Below are 23,944 nucleotides of genomic sequence, written 5' to 3' on the forward strand. Positions count from 1 at the left end.
TGCGGTGCTACCCCGGATCCTGCCACGGTCGGGAATGTCAGTGGTACGTGGCAGGATCGGGGACGTGGCTGAGACGGCATCGAAGAAGACCGCAGACAACCGACCGCGCCTGCTCCTCATGGACGGGCATTCCCTGGCGTACCGGGCGTTCTTCGCGCTGCCCGCGGAGAATTTCACGACCGCGACGGGCCAGCCGACCAACGCCATCTACGGCTTCGCGTCGATGCTGGCGAACACGCTGCGCGACGAGTCGCCCACGCACTTCGCGGTGGCGTTCGACGTGTCCCGCAAGACGTGGCGCTCGCAGGACTTCCCCGAGTACAAGGCGAACCGCTCCAAGACCCCGGACGAGTTCAAGGGCCAGGTCGAGCTGATCGGCGAGCTGCTCGACACCATGAACGCCGTGCGGTTCGCGGTGGACGGCTTCGAGGCGGACGACATCATCGCCACCCTCGCCACTCAGGCCGAGGCCGCCGGCTTCGAGGTGCTGATCGTCACCGGCGACCGGGACTCCTTCCAGCTCGTCAGCGAGCACACCACCGTGCTCTACCCCACCAAGGGCGTCTCCGAGCTCACCCGCTTCACGCCGGAGAAGGTCCAGGAGAAGTACGGACTCACCCCCCAGCAGTACCCGGACTTCGCAGCACTGCGCGGCGACCCGTCGGACAACCTGCCGGGCATCCCCGGCGTCGGTGAGAAGACCGCCACGAAGTGGATCAGCCAGTTCGGTTCGTTCGAGGAGCTGGTGGAGCGCGCCGACGAGGTCAAGGGCAAGGTCGGGCAGGCGCTGCGCGACCACCTGGAATCCGTCAAGCTCAACCGCCACCTCACCGAGCTGGTGCGGGACGTGGAGCTGCCGAAGTCCGTCGCGGACCTGGAGCGCCTTCCGTACGACAGGACCGCGCTGAAGGGGTTCCTGGAGGTGCTGGAGATCCGCAACCCGAGCCTGCGCGAGCGGCTCCTCGCGGTCGACCCGGGCGCCGAGGCGGAGGAGGCCCCGGCCCCCGCCGCCGGCGTCGAGCTGGACGGCACGGTGCTCGGCACCGGCGAGCTCGCCCCCTGGCTCAAGGAGCACGGCAGGCAGCCGCTCGGCGTGTCCACCGTCGACACCTGGGCACTTGGCACCGGCAGCGTCGCCGAGATCGCGCTATCCACGGCCGCGGGACCTGCCGCCTGGTTCGACACCACTCAGCTGAACGAGGCCGACGAGCGGGCCTTCGCCGACTGGATCGCCGACCCCGACCGGCCGAAGGTCATGCACAACGCCAAGGGCGCGATGCGGGTCTTCCCCGAGCACGGCTGGAGCGTCGACGGGGTCACCATGGACACCGCGCTCGCCGCCTATCTGGTCAAGCCCGGCCGCCGTTCCTTCGCGCTGGACGCGCTCTCCGTCGAATATCTCGGCCGTGAGCTCGCCCCGGCCGCCGCCGACGGGCAGCTCGCCTTCGGCGCGGACGAACAGGCCGAGGCCGACGCCCTGATGGCGCAGGCCCGCGCGGTGCTCGACCTCGGCGACGCGTTCACCGCGCGGCTGATCGAGGTCGGCGCGGCCGACCTGCTGCACGAGGTCGAACTGCCCACCTCCGAGCTGCTGGCCCGGATGGAGCGGCACGGCATCGCCGCGGACCGCCCCCATCTGGAAGCCATGGAGCAGCAGTTCGCGGGTGCCGTGCAGCAGGCGGTGAAGGAGGCGCACGCCGCCGTCGGGCACGAGTTCAACCTGGGCTCGCCCAAGCAGCTGCAGGAGGTCTTCTTCGGCGAGCTGAATCTCCCCAAGACCAAGAAGACCAAGACCGGTTACACCACGGACGCGGATGCGCTGGCGTGGCTCGCCGCGCAGACCGAGCACGAGCTGCCGGTCATCATGCTGCGCCACCGTGAGCAGGCCCGGCTGCGCTCCACGGTCGAGGGCCTGATCAAGACGATCGCGGCCGACGGCCGTATCCACACCAGCTTCAGCCAGATCGTGGCGGCGACCGGCCGGCTCTCCTCCACCGACCCGAACCTGCAGAATGTGCCGGTGCGCACGGACGAGGGCCGCGCGATCCGCCACGGCTTTGTCGTCGGCGAGGGCTTCGAGTCGCTGATGACCGCGGACTACAGCCAGATCGAGCTGCGGGTGATGGCCCATCTCTCGGAGGACGAGGGCCTGCTCGAGGCGTTCACCTCCGGCGAGGACCTGCACACCACCGTCGCCTCCCAGGTGTTCTCGGTGGAGCGGTCCCAGGTCGACGCGGAGATGCGCCGCAAGATCAAGGCCATGTCGTACGGACTGGCGTACGGCCTCTCGGCGTTCGGCCTCTCGCAGCAGCTGAACATCGAGGCGGGCGAGGCGCGGGCCCTGATGGACACGTACTTCGAACGGTTCGGCGGCGTGCGCGACTATCTGCGCCGCGTCGTGGACGAGGCCCGCGCCACCGGCTATACGGAGACGATGCTGGGCCGTCGCCGCTATCTCCCCGATCTCAACAGCGACAACCGCCAGCGCCGCGAGGCCGCCGAGCGGATGGCGCTGAACGCCCCGATCCAGGGCACGGCAGCGGACATCGTCAAGATCGCGATGCTGAACGTGGACCGGGCGCTGACGGAGGCGAAGCTCAAGTCCCGGATACTGCTGCAGGTCCACGACGAAATCGTGCTGGAGATCGCGCCCGGCGAGCGGGAGAAGGCGGAGGAAATCGTCCGCCGGGAGATGGCGGGCGCGGTTGAACTGCGCGCGCCGCTGGATGTCTCGGTGGGCGCGGGCGGGGACTGGGAGTCCGCGGCGCACTGACCCGACGAGCCCTGCGCCCCGGGCGAGCCCGGGGCGCAGGGCGACTGGGTGAGGTGGCCGCGTGCGCGGCGTGGATCAGGCGCGTTCCGCCGTCAGGCCCCGCAACCGCATGACCGCCCCGTACAGCAGAAGGCCCACCGCGAGGCCCGCGCCCGCGCCGAAGCATGCGGTCGGGATGATGTCGAGGGGCGAGTCCACCTGCCCGTAGTACGCGTACCAGCGCGCGCACCGCTGTACGACGCCGAGCAGCACGCACAGCCCCAGCAGCATCCCCGCCAGCCACCGCCCCCGCCCGTCAAGCGTCGGTGCGGACGTCCGGGCGGGCGTCGGGGCGGTCGGCGTCTCGGCCGAGGGCCGGAGCCGGAGTGCCGACGCCACGAACCACACCAGCACCACCAGGGCAAGCGCCGAAGTGCCGTACTGGGCGTAGCTGTGAAGGGGGAGCCCGGCCACCTTCTCGTTCAGGACCGGCAGCACCTTCGTACCCCACCGGTCGTGGTGGGTGAAGGCGTCCCAGACGATATGCGTGCCCGCGCCGACAACCGCCGAGACATAGAAGCGCAGCGCCAGCGCCCCGCGTCCGCCCGCGGGCTGCCCACGCCCGCGCAGGAAGGAGTGGATACGCCCCTGCCAACGGGCGGGCACCAGAGCCACCAATGGCTCGCGCACCATCAGCCACACCGCCAGCAGCGCGGCCGTGATGGCCACGTCGACGGTCAGCAGCCCGACCGGGGCATGGGTGACGTTCCCGAATTCCATCGCCCCCGGAACGGCCGTGGCCGCGAAGTACGTCATGTCCGGCGAGAACGAGCCCATCACGAGCACCGAGGCGAGCAGCGGTCCGCGCGCGGACCCGTCCCGGCGGATGCCCGGCAGCACCGCAGCGGCATGGCTCAGCGTGAATGGCATGGTCGTGCCCCCCTGGTGGTCGCCCCCTGGGACCCTCGGAATCGCCGGAATCCTCGGAACCGTTCGAGCCCTCGGGATCCTTGAACCCCTGAATCTCTGTCGATCAATGACGTCCAGTATGCGTGACGTTCGAATTTCGGGTTTGAACTCCGCTGCGGCAACCAGGAGGTGGCGAACTGGTGAAATCCGGTCAGGGGCCGGTGCCCCGTGCCCCCGAGTTGCCGTAGGGTCGCCTGAGTCCCGCGCTGGGGAGCGCGGGCAGCCGCTTACGGGGAGGGAACAGACGAATGGCAGCGCATTTCGGCCGCCGACTGCGCAGGGGAGCGACCACCACCGCGGTAGCCGCGGCTGCCGTGGCCGCACTCTCCGCCTCACAGGCGCCCGGCATCACGCAGGCCATCTCGGGCGACAGTCAGGGCGCTTCCGACGCCACCCCGCCGCCCGGCACCCCGGTCACCGGCAACTCCCCGTACTACACGGACCTGCCGCCGCTGAACACCCCCAACAAACCGGGCACTTCCATAGATCTGCCCGCGAACGGACCCACCGAATCGGGCATTCCGGCCTCCGTCCTCGCGGCGTACAAGCAGGCCGAGCAGACCATCGCGGGTTCGGACCCCGGCTGCCACGTCCCCTGGCAACTGCTCGCCGCGATCGGCAAGGTGGAGTCCGGTCAGGCGCGCGGCGGCCGTGTCGACGCCAACGGCACTACGCTCTCCCCGATCCTCGGCCCGGTCCTCAACGGCGTCGGCTTCGCCAACATCTCGGACACCGACCACGGCGCGTACGACGGCGATCCGGTGCACGACCGCGCGGTCGGACCGATGCAGTTCATCCCCTCCACCTGGGAGAAGTGGGGCCAGGACGCGAACGGCGACGGCCGCAGGGACCCCAACAACATCTACGACGCCGCACTCGCCGCCGGGCGCTATCTCTGCGCCGACGGCCGTGACCTGGCGGTCAAGTCCGAGCTGGACCGGGCGATCCTCGGCTACAACCACTCGCAGGAGTATCTGCGTACGGTCCTGTCCTGGTTCGAGTACTACAAGCGCGGCACACACGAGGTTCCGGACGGCACCGGCGTGCTGCCGATCACCGACGAGCCCGACAGTTCCGAGTCCGTGCCGAGCCACACGCCCACCCCCACGCCGGGCACCGGCACTCCGGACCCCAAGCCCAGTACGTCGAAGCCCGGCGGCACCACCAAGCCCACCCCGGCGCCCACCCCCACGCCGCCACCGACACCCAAGCCCCCTCCGACGCCGTCCCCCGTCAACAGCATCGAGAACGCGGGCACCGGCGAGCTGACCGCCATGGCCGGTCGCGAGTTCACCGCGCACGCCACCGTGCGCGTGAAGAACGCCGTCGGACGGACCGTCGCGCAGCAGCCCGTCCGGTTCGAGATCGTCGGCGACACCGAGGCCCGCTTCACCGGCGGGAAGGCGAGCGTCGTCCTGAACACCGGCGCGGACGGAACGGTCACCGCGCCCGCTCTCCAGGCGGGCGAGAAGGCCGGCGCCTTCACCGTCCGGGCCACGGTGGTTCTGGTCAACCGCACGCTGCCTCCCGTCAGCTTCGCCGCTACCGTCACCGCCCGCGCCGCCGACACGGTCGCCCGGACCGACGACAAGGTCCTGACGGCCGCCCCCGGCACGGAGTTCGCGGACGTCGTCGAGGTCAAGGCCACGTACAAGGGCGCCATCGCCTCGGGTGTCGCGGTCACCGCCACCATGATCAAGTCCGCGGACGACCCGGCCGTGAACGACAAGGGTCCTTACTTCAAGGATGCCGAAGGCAAAACGATCCGCACGCTCACGGATCTGAAGACCGATGCCAACGGCGTGCTGACGCTCCCGAAGATCTTCGCGGACGACCAGACCGGCACCTTCCTGCTCCGCCTCACCACCGAGGGCGGCGCGACCATCACCATCGAGCTGAAGGTCGCCGCCCCGGCTGCCTGACGCGGACAAGCGATTCCCGCACCGCCCCTTTGCCGCTTGTCGGCAGAGGGGCGGTGCAACGTGTTCTCATCTCACGGCTCCATTGCTACGGTGCCCCCGCCCTGACGCCGTATCAGATCCGGCTCGATCCGAGCCCCGGGAGGCCGAGCATGCGCGCTCTCGTCGCCGCCGCCATCGGGCTGGCCGCCGCATTCGCCCTCGTCCTCACCATCACAGCCATCGGCGCGCCGCCCGGCGAGACATCGCCCGAGCCGCTGCTGACCACCGTCCCCGGCCCCAAGAAGTAGGAGGGCCACCCCCATGCGCCGCCGCGCGAGCCTCGTACTCCTCGCCCTCGCCGTCTTCTTCGCCGCACTCGCGCCGCTGCTGCGCTGGTACGCCTTCCCGCGTCTCGCGAAAATCCCGCCCAGCCAGTATCAGGAGATGGTGCTGGAGGCGAAGCCCGCGACCCTTCTCGACTACGGCTCCCTGGAGGCGAAGCAGGTCGAGAAGGTCACCATCGTGCAGACGCTCAAGGGCAATGTGGAGGAGTCCGAGAAGATCGAGCGCAGCGCGGGCCGCGACGTCGTCGTGTGGGACTCGCTCTCCTATGTCCAGGGCCCCGACGGCAAGATGGTCTCCCAGATCCCCGAGCGGTACATCTTCGACGCCCACAGCCAGGCGCCCGTGCACGCGACCGGCGAGATGGTGGACGGCGATGCGGTACGGCGCGAGGGCATCGAGTTCAAGTGGCCGTTCCTCACCGAGAAGCGGGACTATCAGTACTTCGACGCCCAGGCCCGTACGTCTGCGCCGATCCACTACAAGGGGACGCAGAAGTTCCGCGGGCTCGACGTCTACTACTTCGAGCAGACGATCCCGTGGACCAAGGTGCCGTACCCGAAGAAGATGCCCATCCCCGGGATCGACGCGACGAAGCTGGAGAAGCAGACCGGCACGACGCGCTGGTACACCACCAAGCGGATGTTCTGGGTCGACCCGGTCACCGGCGCACCGGTCAACGGCGAGGAGATCCACAAGGAGGAGCTGCGCGGCGGCTCGCTCCTGGGCGGCCGGGACAAGGTCACCGCCTTCGCGGGCCATGTGAAGATGCGCCCGGACTACATCGACTACACCGTCGATCTGGTCACGTCCCAGCGGCAGCTGGTGCTGCTGATGACGTCATATCTGCCGTGGGGCTTCCTGCTCCTCGGCACGGGCCTGCTCGCCGGCGCGCTGTGGCTCGAGGCCCGCGGCCGTCGGCCACAGGCACCCGCCGCGGAGCGCGAACCCGAGCCCGTCAGCGCCTGACCGGGTCGTCGCCCCGGCCGGAACGCGCCTTGGTGTGCCGGGTGGGCTCGGCGGTCGAAGGGTTCTCTGGCCAGGGGTGCTTGGGGTAGCGGCCGCGCAACTCCGCCCGTACGGACTTGTATCCGTCCTGCCAGAAGGACGCCAGGTCCGCGGTGACGGCCGCGGGCCGCCCGGCGGGGGAGAGCAGATGGACGAGCACGGGCACGCCCGAGACCGTGGGCGTCTCGCGCAGGCCGAACAGCTCCTGGAGCTTCACCGCCAGGACGGGCTGCGTCCCGCCGTACTCGACACGGATCCGGGAGCCGCTCGGCACCTCGATCCGTTCCGGCGCCAGTTCGTCGAGACGGGCCGCTTCGCCGCTCGCCCACGGCAGCAGGCGCTGCAGCGCCTGGCCGGCCGGGACGCGCCCCAGATCGGCCCGTCGCCGGGCGCGGGACAGCTCGGGTTCCAGCCACTCCTCGGTGCGGTCGAGCAGCGCCGCGTCCGACACATCGGGCCAGGGCGCGCCCAGCTCCCGGTGCAGAAAGGCGAGCCGCTCGCGCAGGCCCTCCGTCTCGCGCGTCCAGCGCAGCAGCCCGAGCCCCTCGCGCCGAAGCCCTTCGAGCAGGGTTTCCCGCACAAGAGCGGGGTCCGGGTCCTTGAGGGCGCGTACGGAGAGCTCGACGGCGCCCAGCCGCTCCACCTGCCGGGCGACGACATCGCCGTTCTCCCAGTGCACCTCGTCGCGCCGGCCGAGCAGATGCGAGGCGGCCGTACGGGCGGTCTCCTCGTCGATGACGGCGGCGAGCCGCACCCGTGCCGAGACGGCGTGCGCGGGCCGGTCCGCGACGGCGACGGCCAGCCAGGGTGCGCTGCGCAGCCGCGACCCGGCGCTGAGCTCCGCTCCGGTCCCGGAGGCCATGAGGAAGGCCCCCTCGCCGCGGGCTCTGGCGACCCGCTCGGGGAAGGCGAGCGCGGCGACGAGCCCGGCGACGGCGTCGTCGGTGGCGTGAGCGTGGCCGGTGTCCTGGGGAACAGACGACAGCGACGACGCCAGCCGCCCCGACTCCGCCCGCCACCGCCCCGCGTACCCGTCACCGCCCCGCCGTGCCGAGCGCCACGCCGCGGCCAGATCGTCGCCGTACTCCCGCGGCGGCTCCTCGCTGAGCAGAGCCACCACCTCGGCGGCCCGCCGCGCGCCCACCTCGTGCGCGCCGTCCAGCAGCGCCCTGGCCAGCCGGGGGTGCAGACCCAACCGGGACATCCGTACGCCACGTTCGGTTGCCCGGCCCGTCGCGTCCACCGCGCCGATCGCGGAGAGGACCGAGCGCGCCGCGGCCAGCGCACCGGCCGGGGGCGCGTCGAGCAGCGCCAGTCCCGTGGCCGACGGGTCGCCCCAGCAGGCGGCCTGCAGGGCGAACGCCGCCAGGTCCGCGACCTTGATCTCCGGGTTGGGGAACCGCGGCAGCCGCGCATCCTCCGCCTCGGACCAGCAGCGGTACACGGCGCCGGGGGCTTCGCGGCCGGCCCGGCCCGCGCGCTGGCGGGCAGCCGCCTGCGCGGCCCGTACCGTCGTCAGCGCGCTCAGACCCCGCGCATGATCGGTGCGCGGCTCCCGCGCCAGACCGGAGTCCACCACCACCCGTACACCCGGCACGGTCAGCGAGGACTCGGCCACCGACGTGGCGAGCACGACCCGGCGGCCGGGGCCGCCGGACAGCACGGCGTCCTGAACCGCGGCAGGCGCCCGGCCGTGCACCTGAAGCACCTCGGCGTCGACATCGTTCAACTGCCCCGCCACCCGGCCGATTTCACCGACGCCGGGCAGAAAACACAGCACATCGCCCGTGCGCTCGGACAGCGCGCGCCGCACCACGGCGGCCACATGGCTGAGCAGCGCCGGATCGACCCGCATCCCGTGCGGCGGCCGCACCGGGCGCGCGGGAGGTGCCCACACCACCTCCACCGGATGCGCGACACCCTCGGCCGCCACCACGGGCGCATCGCCGAGCAGCCGTGCCCAGCCCTCGGCGTCGGTGGTCGCCGAGGCCGCCACCAGCCGCAGCTCGGGCCGCAGCGCGGCCCGTACGTCCAGTACGAAGGCGGCCACGGTGTCCGCGTCCAGATGCCGCTCGTGGCACTCGTCGAGTACCACCACATCGACCCCGGCCAGCTCCTGGTCGCGCTGCAGCCGTTGCAGCAGCACTCCGGTGGTGACCACCTCGACGACCGTCTGCGCCGACACCGCGCGCTCGCCGCGCACGGTGAAACCGACCTTCCCGCCGACCTGGTCGCCGAGCAGCCACGCCATCCGCCTGGCCGCCGCCCGCGCCGCGATCCGCCGCGGCTCGGCGACCACCACGCGCCGCAGCGGACCGCCACCGACCAGGCCGGACAGCACCAGCGGTACGAGCGTCGTCTTGCCGGTCCCGGGCGGCGCGCACAGCACCGCGCACCCGTGCTCGTCGAGAGCACGCATCAGCGCGGGTACGGCGCTGCGTACCGGAAGGCCCTCGAGGGCGTCGTCGCGGATCACGGCCCCAGTCTCGCAAGAGTCTTCAGGCTGAAGCCCCCGGATTGCCCAGGTCCTGTGCTCAGTCCCGCTCGCAGACGAAGATCGCCGTCCCCGGGATCAGATGCCCGCGCAGCGGGGACCAGCCGCCCCATTCCTGGCTGTTCCAGTCGGGCCACTCCGGCTCGACCAGATCCACCAGCCGGAAACCGCCCGCCACCACGTCCCGCACCCGGTCGCCGATCGTCCGATGGTGCTCCACATATACGGCGCGCCCCTGCTCGTCCTGTTCGACATAAGGAGTGCGGTCGAAGTACGAGGCCGCCACCGAAAGACCCTCGGGCCCCGGCTCGTCGGGGAACGCCCACCGGATCGGGTGCGTCACGGAGAAGACCCACCGTCCGCCCGGCCGCAGGACGCGCCGTACCTCACGGAACACCTGCACCGGGTCGGCGACGAACGGCACCGCCCCGTACGCGGAGCACGCGATGTCGAAGGAGCCGTCCCGAAAGGGCAGCGCTCCCGCGTCGGCCTCGACCAGCGGGACGTCGTCGCCGATCCGGAGCGCGTGCTGGAGCTGGCGGTGGGAGAGGTCCAGCGCCACCGGGCGAGCGCCCTGTGCGGCCAGCCAGCGGGAACACTGCGCCGCGCCCGCGCCGATCTCCAGGACGTCGAGCCCCTTGAGCGAGGCGGCAGGACCCAGCAGCCCGGCGTCCGCTTCGTCGAGCCCCTCGGGCCCCCAGACAAAGCGGTCGTCGCCGAGGAACGCACCGTGTTCCGTCTGGTACTCGTCGGCGTTGCGGTCCCACCAGCCGCGGCTGGCGCGACTGCTCTCCGCATCCCCGGCAATACGTCGAGTGGCTTCCGGCTCGAAATCTTGGAACATCGTCACCGTCGTTGTAGTTTGCGTTCAGCGCGGCCAATGATGGCCGGTGTGGCCTCGGCAAACATTATTAGTGCCGGGTATGGGGCGTTCCGCCCCCGGGTGTGCGCCTTCGCGCATTGACCCTGTCCGGCTGCCCCCGTATGCTACAAGTTGCGCTGCGGGCCTGCGCGCTTCAGACAGAGCAGGCCGCGCTCGCATCTGTATGTATGTCCCCTCGGTTCACGAGGCGCCCCCTTCTCATGGGCGGCGCTTCCTAGGCTGTCCGGCTTCTGCAGCTGCGATACGGGCTCTCGGCGTAGCAGTACCTACGACTCACTGTCCGTACCGGAGCCCTTTCCCACATGACGAGCAGCACCGAGACCACCGCCACCACCCCGCAGGTTGCGGTCAACGACATCGGTAACGAGGAAGCCTTCCTCGCCGCGATCGACGAGACGATCAAGTACTTCAACGACGGCGACATCGTCGACGGCGTCATCGTGAAGGTCGACCGGGACGAGGTCCTGCTCGACATCGGTTACAAGACCGAAGGTGTCATCCCGAGCCGCGAGCTCTCGATCAAGCACGACGTCGACCCGAACGAGGTCGTCAAGGTCGGCGACGAGATCGAGGCCCTTGTTCTCCAGAAGGAGGACAAGGAAGGCCGCCTGATCCTCTCGAAGAAGCGTGCCCAGTACGAGCGCGCCTGGGGCACCATCGAGAAGATCAAGGAAGAGGACGGCATCGTCACCGGTACGGTCATCGAGGTCGTCAAGGGTGGTCTCATCCTTGACATCGGCCTCCGTGGCTTCCTGCCGGCCTCCCTCGTCGAGATGCGCCGTGTCCGCGACCTCCAGCCCTACGTGGGCAAGGAGCTCGAGGCGAAGATCATCGAGCTGGACAAGAACCGCAACAACGTGGTCCTGTCCCGCCGCGCCTGGCTCGAGCAGACCCAGTCCGAGGTTCGCCAGACGTTCCTCACCACCCTGCAGAAGGGTCAGGTCCGCTCCGGCGTCGTCTCCTCGATCGTCAACTTCGGTGCCTTCGTGGACCTTGGTGGCGTCGACGGCCTGGTCCACGTCTCCGAGCTCTCCTGGAAGCACATCGACCACCCCTCCGAGGTTGTCGAGGTCGGCCAGGAGGTCACCGTCGAGGTTCTCGACGTCGACATGGACCGCGAGCGTGTCTCCCTGTCGCTCAAGGCGACGCAGGAAGACCCGTGGCAGCAGTTCGCCCGGACCCACCAGATCGGTCAGGTCGTCCCGGGTAAGGTCACCAAGCTCGTTCCGTTCGGTGCGTTCGTGCGCGTCGACGAGGGCATCGAGGGTCTGGTCCACATCTCCGAGCTGGCCGAGCGCCACGTGGAGATCCCGGAGCAGGTCGTCCAGGTCAACGACGAGATCTTCGTCAAGGTCATCGACATCGACCTCGAGCGTCGTCGCATCAGCCTTTCGCTGAAGCAGGCCAACGAGTCCTTCGGTGCCGACCCGGCCTCGGTCGAATTCGACCCGACGCTGTACGGCATGGCCGCGTCGTACGACGACCAGGGGAACTACATCTACCCCGAGGGCTTCGACCCGGAGACCAACGACTGGCTGGCGGGCTTCGAGACCCAGCGCGAGGCGTGGGAGACCCAGTACGCCGAGGCGCAGACCCGCTTCGAGCAGCACCAGGCTCAGGTCATCAAGTCCCGCGAGGCCGACGAGGCCGCTGCTGCCGAGGGTGGCCAGGCCGCTCCGGCAGCCGCGCCGACCGGTGGCGGCTCGTACTCCTCGGAGTCGGACGACAACTCCGGCGCCCTGGCGTCGGACGAGGCCCTGGCTGCGCTGCGCGAGAAGCTGGCGGGCGGCCAGAGCTGACGCTCTGCCTCCACAGCTGACAGCTGGCTGAAAGTAAGGCCCGCTCCCCCTGGGGAGCGGGCCTTACTTCTTTCACCCTTGCTTCCGTCCAGGGCGGTCTCAGGGGGTGACCGGGATGAGGACTTCAGCTGGGGGGCCGTGGCCACATTGATGACCGCAGTGGCTCCCGCGGGTGTGGCCAGGAAGGACCGGCCGCTGGTCGCGATGCCACAGGCCAGCAGGTTGGGGAACAGCTTTCGGATAAGCATGGGGGGTGCCGGTGCCTTTACGTTCTCGTACATAAACCTCGGGCGAGTGTGTGACCATCGACGTGCTCCCGAGACGCTAGGGGTGGGCTGTGGGCATGCCAACGTCTGGACCAGTTGGCCGTGCACCCGCCGAGGTGAACTCGGCCGTGCTGACGAGGTGTTCATCTCCGTACGGTGGGAATGCCTGTGAGTCACCGGGCGTTCTTCCCTATGAACACGAGGAGGAGCGGTGATCGTGCCTGATCCGCAGGGTTTGTACGAATGGGAGCCGAAGGGCGTCGCCGTCGTCGACATGGCGCTCGCGCAGGAGTCGGCCGGACTGGTCATGCTCTACCACTTCGACGGATACATCGACGCGGGCGAGACGGGCGAGCAGATCGTCGACAGCCTGCTGGAGTCGCTGCCCCACCAGGTGGTGGCCCGCTTCGACCACGACAGGCTTGTGGACTACCGGGCCCGGCGCCCGCTGCTGACCTTCCGGCGCGACCGCTGGACCGCGTACGAGACGCCCACCATCGACGTCCGGCTCGTCCAGGACGCCACCGGCGCACCCTTCCTGCTGCTGTCGGGCCCCGAGCCCGACGTGGAGTGGGAGCGCTTCGCGGCTGCGGTCGGGCAGATCGTCGAGCGGCTCGGAGTCCGGCTCTCGGTCAACTTCCACGGCATCCCGATGGGCGTCCCGCACACCCGTCCCGTGGGCCTCACCCCGCACGGCAACCGCACGGACCTGATGCCTGGCCACCGCAGCCCCTTCGACGAGGCTCAGGTGCCGGGCAGCGCCGAGTCGCTGGTCGAGTACCGGCTGATGGAGTCGGGCCACGACGTCCTGGGCGTCGCCGCGCACGTACCGCACTATGTCGCCCGCTCCTCCTACCCGGACGCCGCGCTGACCGCTCTCGAGGCGATCACGGCCGCGACCGGGCTGGTACTGCCGGGCGTCGCGCACAACCTGCGTACGGAGGCACACCGCACCCAGACCGAGATCGAGCGGCAGATCGGTGAGGGCGACGAGGAACTGGTGTCGCTGGTGCAGGGGCTTGAGCACCAGTACGACGCCGTGGCGGGCGCCGAGACCAGGGGCAGCCTGGTCGCGGAGCCGGTGGACCTGCCGTCCGCGGACGAGATCGGCCAGGAATTCGAGCGCTTCCTCGCCGAGCGGGAGGGCGAGACGTAGGGGTGTGACCGGGAGGATGTCGCGCAGAGTGCTCGCGTAGGCTGCGGCCCATGCTGAAGGTGGGCCTGACCGGCGGAATCGGCGCCGGCAAGAGCGAAGTCTCCCGTCTCCTCGCGTCGCACGGAGCCGTGCTGATCGACGCCGACAAGATCGCTCGCGAGGTCGTGGAGCCCGGCACACCCGGGCTCGCGGCCGTCGTCGACGCCTTCGGCTCCGAGGTCCTGACCGCAGAGGGCGCCCTGGACCGGCCGAAGCTCGGCTCGATCGTCTTCGCCGACCCCGAGCGCCTGGCGACGCTCAATGCGATCGTCCACCCGCTGGTCGGAGCCCGCTCCAGGGAACTGGAGGCGGCGGCCGGGCCGGACGCCGTCGTCATCCACGACGTACCGCTGCTCACCGAGAACAACCTGGCCGGGCTCTACGACCTGGTGGTCGTCGTCGACGCGTCGCCCGAGACGCAGCTGGACCGGTTGGTGCGGCTGCGCGGAATGACGGAGTCCGAGGCGCGTGCGCGGATGGCCGCACAGGCCACCCGCGAGCAGCGGCGCGCGATCGCCGATCTTGTCATCGACAATGACGGGCCGCTTGAGCAGCTGGAGCCGCAGGTACGCAAGGTCTGGGCGGAGCTGAGCAGGCGCGCCGCCGCGGAGTCGGGCGGGAGCTGATTCGCCGCGTCACCGGGTGCGCCGACCGCGTCGCTTGATCGGAATACCGCTGCCGTAACCGGTGTTGGAACCGTGGAGCAAGGGGAAGGATGCGACCGTGCCCAATAGCAATCCGGAAACGCACATCATCGACTACCGCGCGGCCGAGCAGTTGCTCGCCGCGAGGGACCCGCGTGGCGCCGTGAAGCTGCTGGACTCGGTCATCGCCGCCCACCCCGAGAACACCGCGGCCCGGCTGCTGCGCGCTCGCGCCTTCTTCGCCGCCGCCCAACTGCGCCCGGCCGAGCTCGAGTTCGAGCTGGTCCTGGAGCGCGAGCCGGACAATGCCTTCGCCCACTTCGCGCTGGCGCGCACCTTCGAGCGGGCAGGCCGCCCCGAACAGGCCAAGCGGCACTTCCGCCTGGCGGCGGCCCTGGACCCGAAGCCGGAGTATCTGAAGGCCGCGCGCTTCGACGCGGAGGGGTGAAGGCCGCGCGCTTCGACGCGGAGGCGTGAGGCGCGGACACCCTCGCGGCACCCCTTCCCCTGACCGTGCCGCTAATGACCGTGTCGTGGGCGGCCGCTGCCGCGGACCGGATCGTACGGTGGGACATCCGGGCCGGGCTGGAAGTGCGGGCCCTGGCGGATGTGACGCAGGACCATGAACAGATCGACCGTGACGATCAACATCAGCGCCCCGCATGCGGCCGCCCAGCCGGGACGTGCCGCGAGGGCAAAGCCTGCCGTACCCGCCGCGGCCCAGATCAGTCCCCATACACTCAGCCAGAACCGCAGCCGCAGGGGACTGCGTGCAGTCGTCGGTTCACTCCCAGTGCGCATGACGATCCCATCTCCTACTCCAGGATGCACCTGTTCCCCCGAGTACCGGAGGAGTCGCTGGTGACAACCGCATGGGTGGAGCTGCCTGAAGCGGACGAGCTGGCCGAGACGCTGCTGGATCTGGCGGTGCCGCACGAGGACATCAATGAACTCCTTGCGCTGCGCGCCCCGCTTGCTGCCGACCCCGGGCTGCGCCGACTGCTGGAGAAGGGTGTCCAGGAGCTGGTCCAGGACATGGGGAAGACCGACGGCGGTGGGGAACTGCCGCGGTTGCCCGAGGACTCGGGCGCCATGGGCAGACTGTTCCCGGTGTACGTCTTCGTCGCGACGCTGCCGTATGTGCGGGCGTACCACCGGGAGCGTTCCGTATCGGACGGTGTATCACGGCGTACCTTCGCCGACCTCGGCCGGCAGATGGCCGTGCACCGCAGGCGCGTGGGCACGGGCGGGCTGCTGATACCGGGCTGGCTCGGGCTGCACTTCCGGGGCGAGCTCTACCAGTTGGGGCGGCTGCAGTTCCAGCGTTCCCGGCTGGGCGGGCAGACCGGTGAGGCCGTACGGGCGGCCGGACTGCCGCTGGGGCCCGAGGACTTCGCCCTCGACGTACATGTTCCCGGCTTCTTCGGGCCGATCCCGCCCGAGGCATGCGACCGGTCGCTGGCAATGGCCAGGGAGTTCTTCGCGCGCCACTTTCCCGAGGAGCGGTACCAGGTGGCCACGTGCCACTCCTGGCTGCTCGACCCGCAACTCGCCGGGTATCTGCCGAAGGACTCCAACATCGTCCGCTTCCAGGAACGCTTCCGGATCGCGTACGAGAAGAAGGAGGCCGCCGACGCCGATCCGGTCGCGTTTGTGTTCGGCGATCCGGAACTGCCGCTCGATGCGCTGCCGGGCCGCACCACGCTGGAGCGGGCGATCGGCGACCATCTGCGGGCGGGCCGTCACTGGTACTGCGGGCACGGCTGGTTCGAGTTGTAGACGGGGGGTGCGAGCGCCGACTGCGGGGTGCACGAGGCTGAACTTGGGGCCGGGGGCCGCGATGAGTCCCGGGCCCCGTCCCGGTCTACCTCTCCGAAAGCACTGAGGAACGCTTACCGGAGGAGACCACGATGTCCGCAACGACCGCCGCCGGCACCGCCAACGCCGCTGCCGTCACCGCTACCGGAACCACGCTGAGCCGCCGCTCGCATCTCGCGGTGCGCACGCTCCAGATTGTGCTCGCCGTGTTCATGGCCATCCCGAGCGCCGGACCCAAGCTTGTCGCCCACTCGTCCGCGGCGGAGAGCTTCGACAAGATCGGCTTCGGCGACTGGTTCATGTATCTGACGGGCGGTCTGGAGCTGGCCGGTGCGATCGCGCTGGTGATCCCGATCCTCTCCGGGCTCTCGGCGCTCGCCTTCATGGGCCTGATGATCGGCGCCTTCATCACGCAGATGACCGTTTTCGACGGTCAGTACGCGATCACGCCCGTGATCCTGTTCGTGATCTTCGGTGGGATCGCCTGGGTGCGCCGAAACAACACGGCCGAGCTCGTCGCCCTCGTACGCAAGCGTCTCTAGGCCCTGCCCGGCCGATCCAGGAAAGACCGCCCCCGGCGACAGGGGGCGGTCTTCCTGCGTTCCGCCCCCGTCGCGGCAGGGGCGGCGAGGCTTGAGGCTCGACCGAGGGGGTATATCGGGCATACCGTGGTAATTGGTATCCGGCTCGGACGGTAGGGGGTGCCCCGATGGTCGAAGAGCTGGTGGTTGCGGGTGTAGCGGCCGCGTCCGCCGTTGTGGTGTACGCGATGGCGGCCGCCAAAGTGGTCAAGCAGTACGAGCGGGGTGTGGTCTTCCGCCTCGGGCGGCTGCGCGGCGGCATCAGGGGCCCCGGTTTCACCATGATCCTTCCGGCCCTGGACCGGATGCGGAAGGTGAACATGCAGATCGTGACCATGCCTGTGCCGGCCCAGGAGGGCATCACCCGGGACAACGTCACGGTGCGCGTCGACGCGGTTGTCTACTTCCGGGTGATCGACGCGGCGAACGCGATCATCGAGGTGGAGGACTATCGCTTCGCGGTCTCGCAGATGGCGCAGACGTCGCTGCGGTCGATCATCGGCAAGAGTGATCTGGACGATCTGCTGTCGAACCGTGAAAAGCTCAATCAGGGGCTGGAGTTGATGATCGACAGTCCGGCGATCGGGTGGGGCGTGCAGATCGACCGGGTGGAGATCAAGGACGTGTCCCTGCCCGAGGCCATGAAGCGGTCGATGGCGCGGCAGGCCGAGGCGGACCGTGAGCGGCGGGCCCGGGTCATCAACGCGGACGCCGAGCTGCAGGCGTCGAAGAAGCTGGCCGAGGCGGCCGGCGTGATGTCCAAGGAGCCCGCGGCGCTGCAACTGCGGCTGTTGCAGACCGTGGTCGCGGTCGCGGCGGAGAAGAACTCCACGCTGGTGCTGCCGTTCCCGGTGGAGCTGCTCCGCTTCCTGGAGCGGGCGCAGCAGCCCGCTGGGCAACAGCCGGCGCAGTCGGCGCAGGGCGTGGCGGCCGCGCAGGGCATGCAGAGCGTGCAGGGCGAGTCGCGGCCCGAGGAACTGGCGCCTCCCAAGGAACCGGCCCTGGAGCCGGGCGTGGCCCCGGCCGTGGCAGCAGGCGTGGACCCGACAGTGGCGGGCGCGCCGGCGGATGCGGCCGTGGAGGAGCCCGCAGAGGGTCCGGGTGCCGAGCAGGCGGTGGGCCGGGGGCCGTCCGAGGAGCCGCCACCGGCGGTGCCGTTGCCGCCCGCAGCCTGAGCTGTCCGCCGGGCAGGCGGTTGACCCCGGGGGCGACCGTAGAGCTGGAGCCGACCGTTGAGCCGGCACCCGTGGGTGGCGCTTGCCACGACGGGGACCCGGGCTGCGCTCCGTTCGGCACGGGGGCGATGAAGCCTGCGACAGCCGTCGCCGGAGCCCATTGTCAGACCCCACCCGTAAGGTCGTAGAACCAGTGGTTCGTACGCGAGGATTCGTACGCGATCGACGGGAGGAGGTGACCCATGTCGTGGGACACGCTGCACACCTGTGCCGCGGTCTTCGTCCCGGCCGCGCTCCCGCGCGAGGGCAAGGTCGCCTTCTGGCACCCGGACGGGGAGCGGCCACCGGAAGCGACCGATGAGCGGCCACCGGATGCGACCGGCGAGCTCACCGTCGTGTACCGCCATGGCACCGGCATCCGCAGCCGCACCGTGCCCGCTGTGCTGCTGCCGGTCTCCGAGGCCCTGCCGCTGCTGACCCGCGCCCGCCACGACCCGGCCGCGCACCCCGCGGCGGCATGCTGGGGCGCGGCAGCGCTGCACGCTCTCCACCTGGCGGCGCGCGGCCGACTGCTGCCCGGGCTGACGGCGACCGACCACGACGCCTGGCGCGCGGGCCCGCTGGACGCGGACGACATCGCCCAGCTGCGGGCCATCGCCGCCGCCATGCCGTACGAGGCGCATGCCGCCCCCGTCCCCGGGCCGCGGCCGCTGCGGTTGCCCGACCCCGAGGCGCTGGTGCGGTCGTTCTTCGACGCGGTGGCCGACACGCTGCCGCGCACGCCCGCCGCCGCGTATGCCGCGGGGGCGCCGTTCGCGGCAGCGGGCGCCCAGCATCTTCCGGCGGCGCGCGAGTGGGCCGCGGAGGCCGCGGCGGGCATGGACGCGGGGGTGCGCGTCTCGCTCCGCCTCGACCTGTCCGCGTTCGACCTCTTCGACATGACGGAGGAGGACGGCGCGGAGCGAAGTGCCGGAGCGGCCGTCGTCCAGGTGCACAGCCTCGCCGACCCGACGCTCGTGATCGACGCGGCCCGGCTGTGGGCGGGGGAAGGGGCCGAGGACTTCGGGCCGCGCGCCCGGATCGACGCGGTGCTTGCGCTGCGCCGCGCGGGCCGGGTCTGGCCGCCGCTGGCCCGGCTGCTCGAGCGGGACGCGCCCGATGTGCTGCCGCTCACCGAGGACGAGCTGTACGAACTGCTCGGACCGGGGACGGCGCAGCTGGCCGCCGCCGGAGTGGCTGTGCACTGGCCGAAGGAACTGGCGCGTACGCTCTCGGCCGCCGCGGTCGTACGGTCGGCGCCCGGCTCGGCGACGGACGGCACCCCCTTCTTCGACAGCGCGGAACTGCTCAAGTTCAACTGGCAGTTGGCGCTCGACGGCGATCCGCTGACCGAGCGCGAGATGGATGCGCTGGCCGAGTCGCACCGCCCGATCGTGCGGCTGCGGGACCAGTGGGTGGTGGTCGACCCCGATCTCGTACGCAAGGCGCGCAAGCGGGAACTGGGGCTGTTGCAGCCGGTCGACGCACTGGCCGTGGCTCTGACCGGCACGGCCGAGGTGGACGGCGAGACAGTGGAGGCGGTGCCGACCGGCGCGCTGGCGAGCCTGCGTGACCGGCTCACAGCGGCCTCCGCCCCCGTCGCACCCCCGGCGCGGCTGGCCGCCACCCTGCGGGACTACCAACTGCGGGGCCTCGCCTGGCTGGACCTGATGACCTCCCTCGGGCTCGGCGGCTGCCTGGCCGACGACATGGGCCTCGGCAAGACGGTCACACTGATCGCCCTGCACCTCCACCGCGACCGCACGGCCCCGACGCTGGTCGTCTGCCCGGCCTCGCTGCTGGGCAACTGGCAGCGGGAGATCGCCCGCTTCGCCCCCGACGTGCCGGTGCGCCGCTTCCACGGCGCCGACCGCACGCTGCCCGAGCTGGACGGAGGCTTTGTCCTCACCACGTACGGCACCATGCGCACCAGCGCGGAGCGACTGGCCGCGCACACCTGGGGGATGGTCGTCGCCGACGAGGCGCAGCACGTCAAGAACCCGTTCTCGGCGACGGCCAAGGCCCTGCGCACCATCCCCACCCCCGCCCGGGTCGCGCTGACCGGTACCCCCGTCGAGAACAACCTCTCCGAACTGTGGGCCCTGCTGGACTGGACGACGCCGGGCCTGCTCGGCCCGCTGAAGGCCTTCCGCTCCCGCCACGCGCGCCTGGTGGAGAACGGCGAGGACGAGGATGCCGTCGAGCGACTGGCCAGGCTGGTCCGCCCCTTCCTCCTGCGCCGGAAGAAGTCCGATCCGGGCATCGTGCCGGAGCTGCCGCCGAAGACGGAGTCCGACCACCCCGTGGCCCTCACCCGCGAACAGGCGTCGCTGTACGAGGCGGTCGTACGGGAGACGATGGCGGCGATCGAAGGGGCGGAGGGCATCGCGCGACGCGGCTTGGTGATGAAGCTGCTGACCGGGCTCAAGCAGATCTGCAACCATCCCGCGCAGTTCTTGAAAGAGCACAGCCTGAAGGAGCACGGCGCCGCGCCAGGCGCCGGCGTCGTCCGGCTGGCGGGCCGCTCCGGCAAACTGGCCCTCCTCGACGAGCTGGTGGAGACGATCCTGTCCGAGGACGGCTCGGTCCTGATCTTCACCCAGTACGTCTCCATGGCCCGCCTGCTGTCGGGGCACCTCACGGCCCGGGCGATCCCGTCCCAGCTCCTGCACGGCGGCACCCCCGTGGCGGAGCGCGAACGCATGGTGGACCGCTTCCAGTCCGGCGAGATCCCGGTCTTCATCCTCTCCCTCAAAGCCGCCGGCACCGGTCTGAATCTGACCCGGGCGGGCCATGTGATCCACTTCGACCGCTGGTGGAACCCGGCGGTCGAAGAACAGGCGACGGACCGGGCGTACCGCATCGGCCAGACGCAGCCGGTGCAGGTCCACCGGCTGATCGCGGAAGGCACGGTGGAGGACCGGATCGCCGAAATGCTCGCGTCCAAGCGGGCGTTGGCCGATGCCGTCCTCGGCTCCGGCGAGGCCGCCCTGACCGAGCTGACCGACCGTGAGCTGGCCGACCTCGTCTCGCTGCGGAGGCCGTCATGACCCCGCGCTCCCAACCCGCCCGTGCCCGACACGACGACCGCCGGCGCACGTTCCCCGCCCTGGAGCCCCTCGGTGGCGAGGAGTTCGCGTCCAGCTGGTGGGGCAACGCCTGGGTGGAGGCGCTGGAGGACACCGCACTGGACCGGGCCCGGCTCGCCCGGGGACGCGCGTATGCGGCGCGCGGCCATGTCGACGCGATCACCGTCACGCCCGGGCGGGTCATGGCATACGTCCACGGCAGCAGACCCCGCCCGTACCGTACGGAGATCCGGCTCCGGACCCTCAGCGACGACGACTGGGACGACTTCCTGGCCGCGGCGGCGTCCCGTCCCGACCACATCGCCGCGCTGCTCGACAAGGACGTGCCGCACGCGCTGGCGACCGTGGCGGACCTGCTGCCCACGCCCGGCGACCTGATCCCCGACTGCTCCTGCCCGGACGACGGTTACCCCTGCAAGCACGCGGCTGCTCTCTGCTACCAGACGGCCAGGCTGCTCGACGAGGACCCGTTCGCGCTCTTCCTGCTGCGCGGCCGCGGTGAACGCGAAATCCTCGCCGAACTCTCCCATCGCAACGCGACCAGGTCGGCGGCCGAGCGGACCAGCGCCGCGACCGACGCGCCCGTGCCGACGGTCCCGGCCCGCGAGGCTCTTGCCGCTCGCTCGCTCCCGGCCCTGCCGCCCCTGTTCCCCGCGCCCGCCCATCCGGGCCGCCCACCGGCCTATCCCCATCTGGCCGGCGCGCCCGATCCCCTCGCCCTGGACCTCCTCGCCACCGAGGCGGCGTCGCGTGCACACACCCTCCTGACCACAGGCGTCGATCCCACCGCGGCGCTGACCCGGTGGCAGGACGCGGTCCGCCTGGCCGCCGCTCACCCCGGCTCCGGTCTGACCGCCTCCACCCGCGCCCTCTACCGCGATCTCGCCGCCGCCACCGACCGCAGCCCCACCGACCTGGCCCGCGCGGTGGCCGCCTGGCGGCAGGGCGGCCTTGCGGCCCTCGCCGTACTCGAAGAGCCCTGGGACCCGCCCGCAGGCCCGTTCGACCGAGCGCGCCCCGCCCTCATCGCAGCGGACTTTCCGCACTTCCGCCCCTGGCGCAACCACCTCTCCACGAGCTCCCTCCAGCTCCGCTTCGGCCGCGACGGCCTCTGGTACGGCTATGAGTCGGACCCGGACCGCGAGGACTGGTGGCCCCGCGGCACCCCGGATGCCGACCCGGTGGGCGCACTCACCGCACTGCTGGGCAGGTGAGCCATCAGCGGGGTCACCCAGCACGGCCCGGTCATCCGGACCGGCACGGTCGGGAACATCCATCTCGGGGGCCAGGGCGGATGAGTCGGGCATGGCCGCACAGCCGCGCCGCGGTCATGCGCGGGGCTTCGCGCGGACGTGCATGCGCTCCCCCTGTCTCCCGAAGAGGCTGAGGATCTCGACGGGCCGCCCGTCCGCGCTGCTGAACCAGTGGGGCAGCCGGGTGTCGAACTCGGCGGCCTCGCCGGGACCGAGGACCAGATCGTGCTCGGTGAGGACGAGCCGCAGTCGGCCGTCCAGCACATACAGCCACTCGTAGCCCTCGTGCGTACGGAGATCCGGCTCGGCACCCCGGTCGGAGATGATCATCTTGTACGCCTGGAGGGGGCCAGGGCTCCGGGTCAGGGGGACGAACGTACCGCCGCTCGGCAAGGGGTGGGGTGTCAGTCGAATCCGGGGATCCCCCACTTCGGGGGCGCCGACCAGGTCGTCCAGGGGTACGCCGTACGCACCTGCGAGCGGCAGCAGCAGTTCCAGGCTGGGGCGGCGCTGTCCCGACTCCAGTCGGGAAAGGGTGCTCTTGGAGATGCCGGTCGCCTCGGAGAGCGCGGCCAGGGTGAGGCCGCGCTTGGTGCGCAGCCGTCTGAGCCGCGGGGCGACCTCGTCGAGGACCGCTTGATAGGGCGGTGGTTCGTCCATGCGGGCATTCCACTCCGTTTTCCCGGAATCGGCAACAAGAGTTGCCGTCGCCACTCGGCGGGTGGACGCTCCTCGGCATGAGCCCACACAGCGATTCCGGCCAGGGACATGGCCACGGCCACGGACACCAGCACACCGACATCGACTGGGAGGTCATGGCCACCCAGCTGGAGAACAGCGGCGAACTTCAGCTCCCGGTCCTCCGCCGGACGGCGGACCGCCTGAGGGAGCTGCTCGACCCGGAGAAGGAGGTCCGGCGCATCATCGACATCGGCAGCGGGCCGGGCGTGATGACCTGCGTGTTCGCCGAGGCATTCGCGGACGCCGAGGTGGTCGCCGTGGACGGCACGCCCGGGCTGCTGGACCGCGCCCTGGCTCGCGCCGAGCGGCTCGGCCTCGGCGGCAGGGTGGCCGTCCGGCACGCGGAACTGCCGGAGGGCCTGGACAGCGGTGACGAGCGCGGGGAAGGTGGCGTCGGCACGGCGGATCTGGTCTGGAGCAGCAGGGCCGTGCACCATCTCGGCGATCAGCAGGGCGCGTTGAACGCGCTCGCCGGTGTGCTCAGGCCCGGCGGGCTGCTCGCCGTGGCGGAGGGCGGCCTGCCGATGCGCTTCCTCCCGCGCGACATCGGCATCGGCAGGCCCGGCCTCCAGGCCCGCCTCGACACCGCTCTGGAGCACTGGTTCGAGATCATGCGAGCCGAACTGCCCGGCAGCACCAGCGTGGTCGAGGACTGGCCCGCGATGCTCAGCCGCGCCGGGCTCACCGACGTAGGCAGCTTCGCTTGCCTACTCGACCTGCCGGCACCTCTCGGCGAGACGGCCCGCGCCTTCCTGCACGCCCATCTGACCCGGCTGCGGGAGACGGCGAGCGAGTCCCTGGACGTGGAGGACCGCAGGACACTCGACGTGCTGGTCGATCCCGGGGCGCCGGAGGGCATCCTGCGGCGGCCCGACGCCTTCCTCCTCTCCGCCACCACGGTCTTCACGGGCGTGCGCCCGGCACGGTGACCGTGCCCGCCTTTCACCTGACGACCGGGCTTCGGGAATCACCAGAGAAGAGAACGGAGTTCACGT

Annotated in this window: 19 protein-coding genes; 14 read left to right on the top strand and 5 right to left on the bottom strand. The window is 71.0% G+C overall.

Going from position 1 to position 23,944, the window contains the following annotated elements:
• Nucleotides 1–118: 118 nt before the first annotated feature.
• On the top strand, nucleotides 119–2,773 hold the full coding sequence (gene polA / locus ACI2LP_RS21190; RefSeq protein WP_404726217.1) for a DNA polymerase I: 2,655 nt from the start codon (nucleotides 119–121) through the stop codon (nucleotides 2,771–2,773).
• 75 nt (nucleotides 2,774–2,848) lie between these two features.
• Here the strand turns inward: polA and ACI2LP_RS21195 are convergent, their stop codons facing one another.
• Nucleotides 2,849–3,682 (bottom strand): DUF4184 family protein, encoded by an 834-nt coding sequence (locus tag ACI2LP_RS21195; protein ID WP_404726034.1) that lies wholly within the window; start codon nucleotides 3,680–3,682, stop codon nucleotides 2,849–2,851.
• A gap of 287 nt (nucleotides 3,683–3,969) precedes the next feature.
• On the opposite strand from ACI2LP_RS21195, the gene ACI2LP_RS21200 reads away from it, so the two are divergent.
• The 3 genes from ACI2LP_RS21200 (at nucleotide 3,970) to ACI2LP_RS21210 (ending at nucleotide 6,933) form a co-directional block, all read left to right on the top strand.
• The gene (locus ACI2LP_RS21200; RefSeq protein WP_404726035.1) at nucleotides 3,970–5,643 is read left to right on the top strand and encodes a lytic murein transglycosylase; all 1,674 of its coding nucleotides are present in this window, start codon (nucleotides 3,970–3,972) and stop codon (nucleotides 5,641–5,643) included.
• 149 nt (nucleotides 5,644–5,792) lie between these two features.
• A complete protein-coding gene (locus ACI2LP_RS21205; RefSeq protein WP_385303303.1) occupies nucleotides 5,793–5,930 on the top strand; it encodes an SPW_0924 family protein in 138 nt (45 codons plus the stop codon).
• Between the two features lie 13 nt (nucleotides 5,931–5,943).
• Entirely contained in the window at nucleotides 5,944–6,933 is a 990-nt protein-coding gene (locus tag ACI2LP_RS21210; RefSeq protein ID WP_404726036.1) for a DUF3068 domain-containing protein, read from the top strand.
• Here ACI2LP_RS21210 and hrpB read toward each other — a convergent pair.
• On the bottom strand, nucleotides 6,923–9,448 hold the full coding sequence (gene hrpB, locus ACI2LP_RS21215; protein ID WP_404726037.1) for an ATP-dependent helicase HrpB: 2,526 nt from the start codon (nucleotides 9,446–9,448) through the stop codon (nucleotides 6,923–6,925). The two genes, ACI2LP_RS21210 and hrpB, sit on opposite strands and share 11 nt — an antisense overlap.
• 58 nt (nucleotides 9,449–9,506) lie before the next feature.
• Nucleotides 9,507–10,310, bottom strand: a complete 804-nt coding sequence (locus ACI2LP_RS21220) for a class I SAM-dependent methyltransferase (RefSeq protein WP_404726218.1) — start codon at nucleotides 10,308–10,310, stop codon at nucleotides 9,507–9,509.
• Nucleotides 10,311–10,651: 341 nt separating this feature from the next.
• On the opposite strand from ACI2LP_RS21220, the gene rpsA reads away from it, so the two are divergent.
• The 4 genes from rpsA to ACI2LP_RS21240 all read left to right on the top strand — a co-directional run bounded on the left by rpsA (nucleotide 10,652) and on the right by ACI2LP_RS21240 (nucleotide 14,701).
• Nucleotides 10,652–12,148, top strand: a complete 1,497-nt coding sequence (gene rpsA / locus ACI2LP_RS21225; RefSeq protein WP_360873916.1) for a 30S ribosomal protein S1 — start codon at nucleotides 10,652–10,654, stop codon at nucleotides 12,146–12,148.
• A 483-nt stretch (nucleotides 12,149–12,631) separates the two neighbouring features.
• Nucleotides 12,632–13,570, top strand: a complete 939-nt coding sequence (locus ACI2LP_RS21230) for a PAC2 family protein (protein ID WP_404726038.1) — start codon at nucleotides 12,632–12,634, stop codon at nucleotides 13,568–13,570.
• 50 nt (nucleotides 13,571–13,620) lie between these two features.
• Nucleotides 13,621–14,235 (top strand): dephospho-CoA kinase, encoded by a 615-nt coding sequence (gene coaE / locus ACI2LP_RS21235; protein WP_404726039.1) that lies wholly within the window; start codon nucleotides 13,621–13,623, stop codon nucleotides 14,233–14,235.
• A gap of 97 nt (nucleotides 14,236–14,332) precedes the next feature.
• The gene (locus ACI2LP_RS21240) at nucleotides 14,333–14,701 is read left to right on the top strand and encodes a tetratricopeptide repeat protein (protein WP_404726040.1); all 369 of its coding nucleotides are present in this window, start codon (nucleotides 14,333–14,335) and stop codon (nucleotides 14,699–14,701) included.
• Nucleotides 14,702–14,772: 71 nt separating this feature from the next.
• Here ACI2LP_RS21240 and ACI2LP_RS21245 read toward each other — a convergent pair whose 3' ends face one another.
• On the bottom strand, nucleotides 14,773–15,054 hold the full coding sequence (locus tag ACI2LP_RS21245; protein WP_404726041.1) for a DUF6343 family protein: 282 nt from the start codon (nucleotides 15,052–15,054) through the stop codon (nucleotides 14,773–14,775).
• A 24-nt stretch (nucleotides 15,055–15,078) separates the two neighbouring features.
• On the opposite strand from ACI2LP_RS21245, the gene ACI2LP_RS21250 reads away from it, so the two are divergent.
• From ACI2LP_RS21250 to ACI2LP_RS21270, 5 genes are all read left to right on the top strand, one after another.
• The gene (locus ACI2LP_RS21250) at nucleotides 15,079–16,032 is read left to right on the top strand and encodes an acyltransferase domain-containing protein (RefSeq protein WP_404726042.1); all 954 of its coding nucleotides are present in this window, start codon (nucleotides 15,079–15,081) and stop codon (nucleotides 16,030–16,032) included.
• A gap of 131 nt (nucleotides 16,033–16,163) precedes the next feature.
• Nucleotides 16,164–16,613 (top strand): DoxX family protein, encoded by a 450-nt coding sequence (locus tag ACI2LP_RS21255; protein ID WP_404726043.1) that lies wholly within the window; start codon nucleotides 16,164–16,166, stop codon nucleotides 16,611–16,613.
• Between the two features lie 167 nt (nucleotides 16,614–16,780).
• On the top strand, nucleotides 16,781–17,827 hold the full coding sequence (locus ACI2LP_RS21260) for a slipin family protein (protein WP_404726044.1): 1,047 nt from the start codon (nucleotides 16,781–16,783) through the stop codon (nucleotides 17,825–17,827).
• A 242-nt stretch (nucleotides 17,828–18,069) separates the two neighbouring features.
• Nucleotides 18,070–20,916, top strand: a complete 2,847-nt coding sequence (locus ACI2LP_RS21265) for a DEAD/DEAH box helicase (protein ID WP_404726045.1) — start codon at nucleotides 18,070–18,072, stop codon at nucleotides 20,914–20,916.
• Nucleotides 20,913–22,169, top strand: coding sequence for an SWIM zinc finger family protein (locus ACI2LP_RS21270; RefSeq protein ID WP_404726046.1), 1,257 nt, complete (start codon nucleotides 20,913–20,915; stop codon nucleotides 22,167–22,169). Before ACI2LP_RS21265 ends, ACI2LP_RS21270 begins: the two co-directional genes overlap by 4 nt.
• Nucleotides 22,170–22,283: 114 nt before the next feature.
• Here the strand turns inward: ACI2LP_RS21270 and ACI2LP_RS21275 are convergent, their stop codons facing one another.
• On the bottom strand, nucleotides 22,284–22,868 hold the full coding sequence (locus ACI2LP_RS21275; RefSeq protein ID WP_404726047.1) for a helix-turn-helix domain-containing protein: 585 nt from the start codon (nucleotides 22,866–22,868) through the stop codon (nucleotides 22,284–22,286).
• A 77-nt stretch (nucleotides 22,869–22,945) separates the two neighbouring features.
• Between ACI2LP_RS21275 and ACI2LP_RS21280 the strand changes: the two genes are divergently transcribed.
• Nucleotides 22,946–23,878, top strand: coding sequence for a class I SAM-dependent methyltransferase (locus tag ACI2LP_RS21280; protein WP_404726048.1), 933 nt, complete (start codon nucleotides 22,946–22,948; stop codon nucleotides 23,876–23,878).
• Nucleotides 23,879–23,944: the final 66 nt, after the last annotated feature.

The organism is Streptomyces sp. NPDC019890, from assembly GCF_044903445.1.
Lineage (GTDB): Bacteria > Actinomycetota > Actinomycetes > Streptomycetales > Streptomycetaceae > Streptomyces.

What these genes read in the sequence shown, in the direction of transcription:
- polA (WP_404726217.1), top strand. Translation starts at nt 119, where the DNA reads ATGGACGGGCATTCCCTGGCGTACCGGGCGTTCTTCGCGCTGCCCGCG.
- ACI2LP_RS21195 (WP_404726034.1), bottom strand. Translation starts at nt 3,682, where the DNA reads ATGCCATTCACGCTGAGCCATGCCGCTGCGGTGCTGCCGGGCATCCGC.
- ACI2LP_RS21200 (WP_404726035.1), top strand. Translation starts at nt 3,970, where the DNA reads ATGGCAGCGCATTTCGGCCGCCGACTGCGCAGGGGAGCGACCACCACC.
- ACI2LP_RS21205 (WP_385303303.1), top strand. Translation starts at nt 5,793, where the DNA reads ATGCGCGCTCTCGTCGCCGCCGCCATCGGGCTGGCCGCCGCATTCGCC.
- ACI2LP_RS21210 (WP_404726036.1), top strand. Translation starts at nt 5,944, where the DNA reads ATGCGCCGCCGCGCGAGCCTCGTACTCCTCGCCCTCGCCGTCTTCTTC.
- ACI2LP_RS21220 (WP_404726218.1), bottom strand. Translation starts at nt 10,310, where the DNA reads ATGTTCCAAGATTTCGAGCCGGAAGCCACTCGACGTATTGCCGGGGAT.
- rpsA (WP_360873916.1), top strand. Translation starts at nt 10,652, where the DNA reads ATGACGAGCAGCACCGAGACCACCGCCACCACCCCGCAGGTTGCGGTC.
- coaE (WP_404726039.1), top strand. Translation starts at nt 13,621, where the DNA reads ATGCTGAAGGTGGGCCTGACCGGCGGAATCGGCGCCGGCAAGAGCGAA.
- ACI2LP_RS21245 (WP_404726041.1), bottom strand. Translation starts at nt 15,054, where the DNA reads ATGCGCACTGGGAGTGAACCGACGACTGCACGCAGTCCCCTGCGGCTG.
- ACI2LP_RS21250 (WP_404726042.1), top strand. Translation starts at nt 15,079, where the DNA reads ATGCACCTGTTCCCCCGAGTACCGGAGGAGTCGCTGGTGACAACCGCA.
- ACI2LP_RS21255 (WP_404726043.1), top strand. Translation starts at nt 16,164, where the DNA reads ATGTCCGCAACGACCGCCGCCGGCACCGCCAACGCCGCTGCCGTCACC.
- ACI2LP_RS21260 (WP_404726044.1), top strand. Translation starts at nt 16,781, where the DNA reads ATGGTCGAAGAGCTGGTGGTTGCGGGTGTAGCGGCCGCGTCCGCCGTT.
- ACI2LP_RS21265 (WP_404726045.1), top strand. Translation starts at nt 18,070, where the DNA reads ATGTCGTGGGACACGCTGCACACCTGTGCCGCGGTCTTCGTCCCGGCC.
- ACI2LP_RS21270 (WP_404726046.1), top strand. Translation starts at nt 20,913, where the DNA reads ATGACCCCGCGCTCCCAACCCGCCCGTGCCCGACACGACGACCGCCGG.
- ACI2LP_RS21275 (WP_404726047.1), bottom strand. Translation starts at nt 22,868, where the DNA reads ATGGACGAACCACCGCCCTATCAAGCGGTCCTCGACGAGGTCGCCCCG.
- ACI2LP_RS21280 (WP_404726048.1), top strand. Translation starts at nt 22,946, where the DNA reads ATGAGCCCACACAGCGATTCCGGCCAGGGACATGGCCACGGCCACGGA.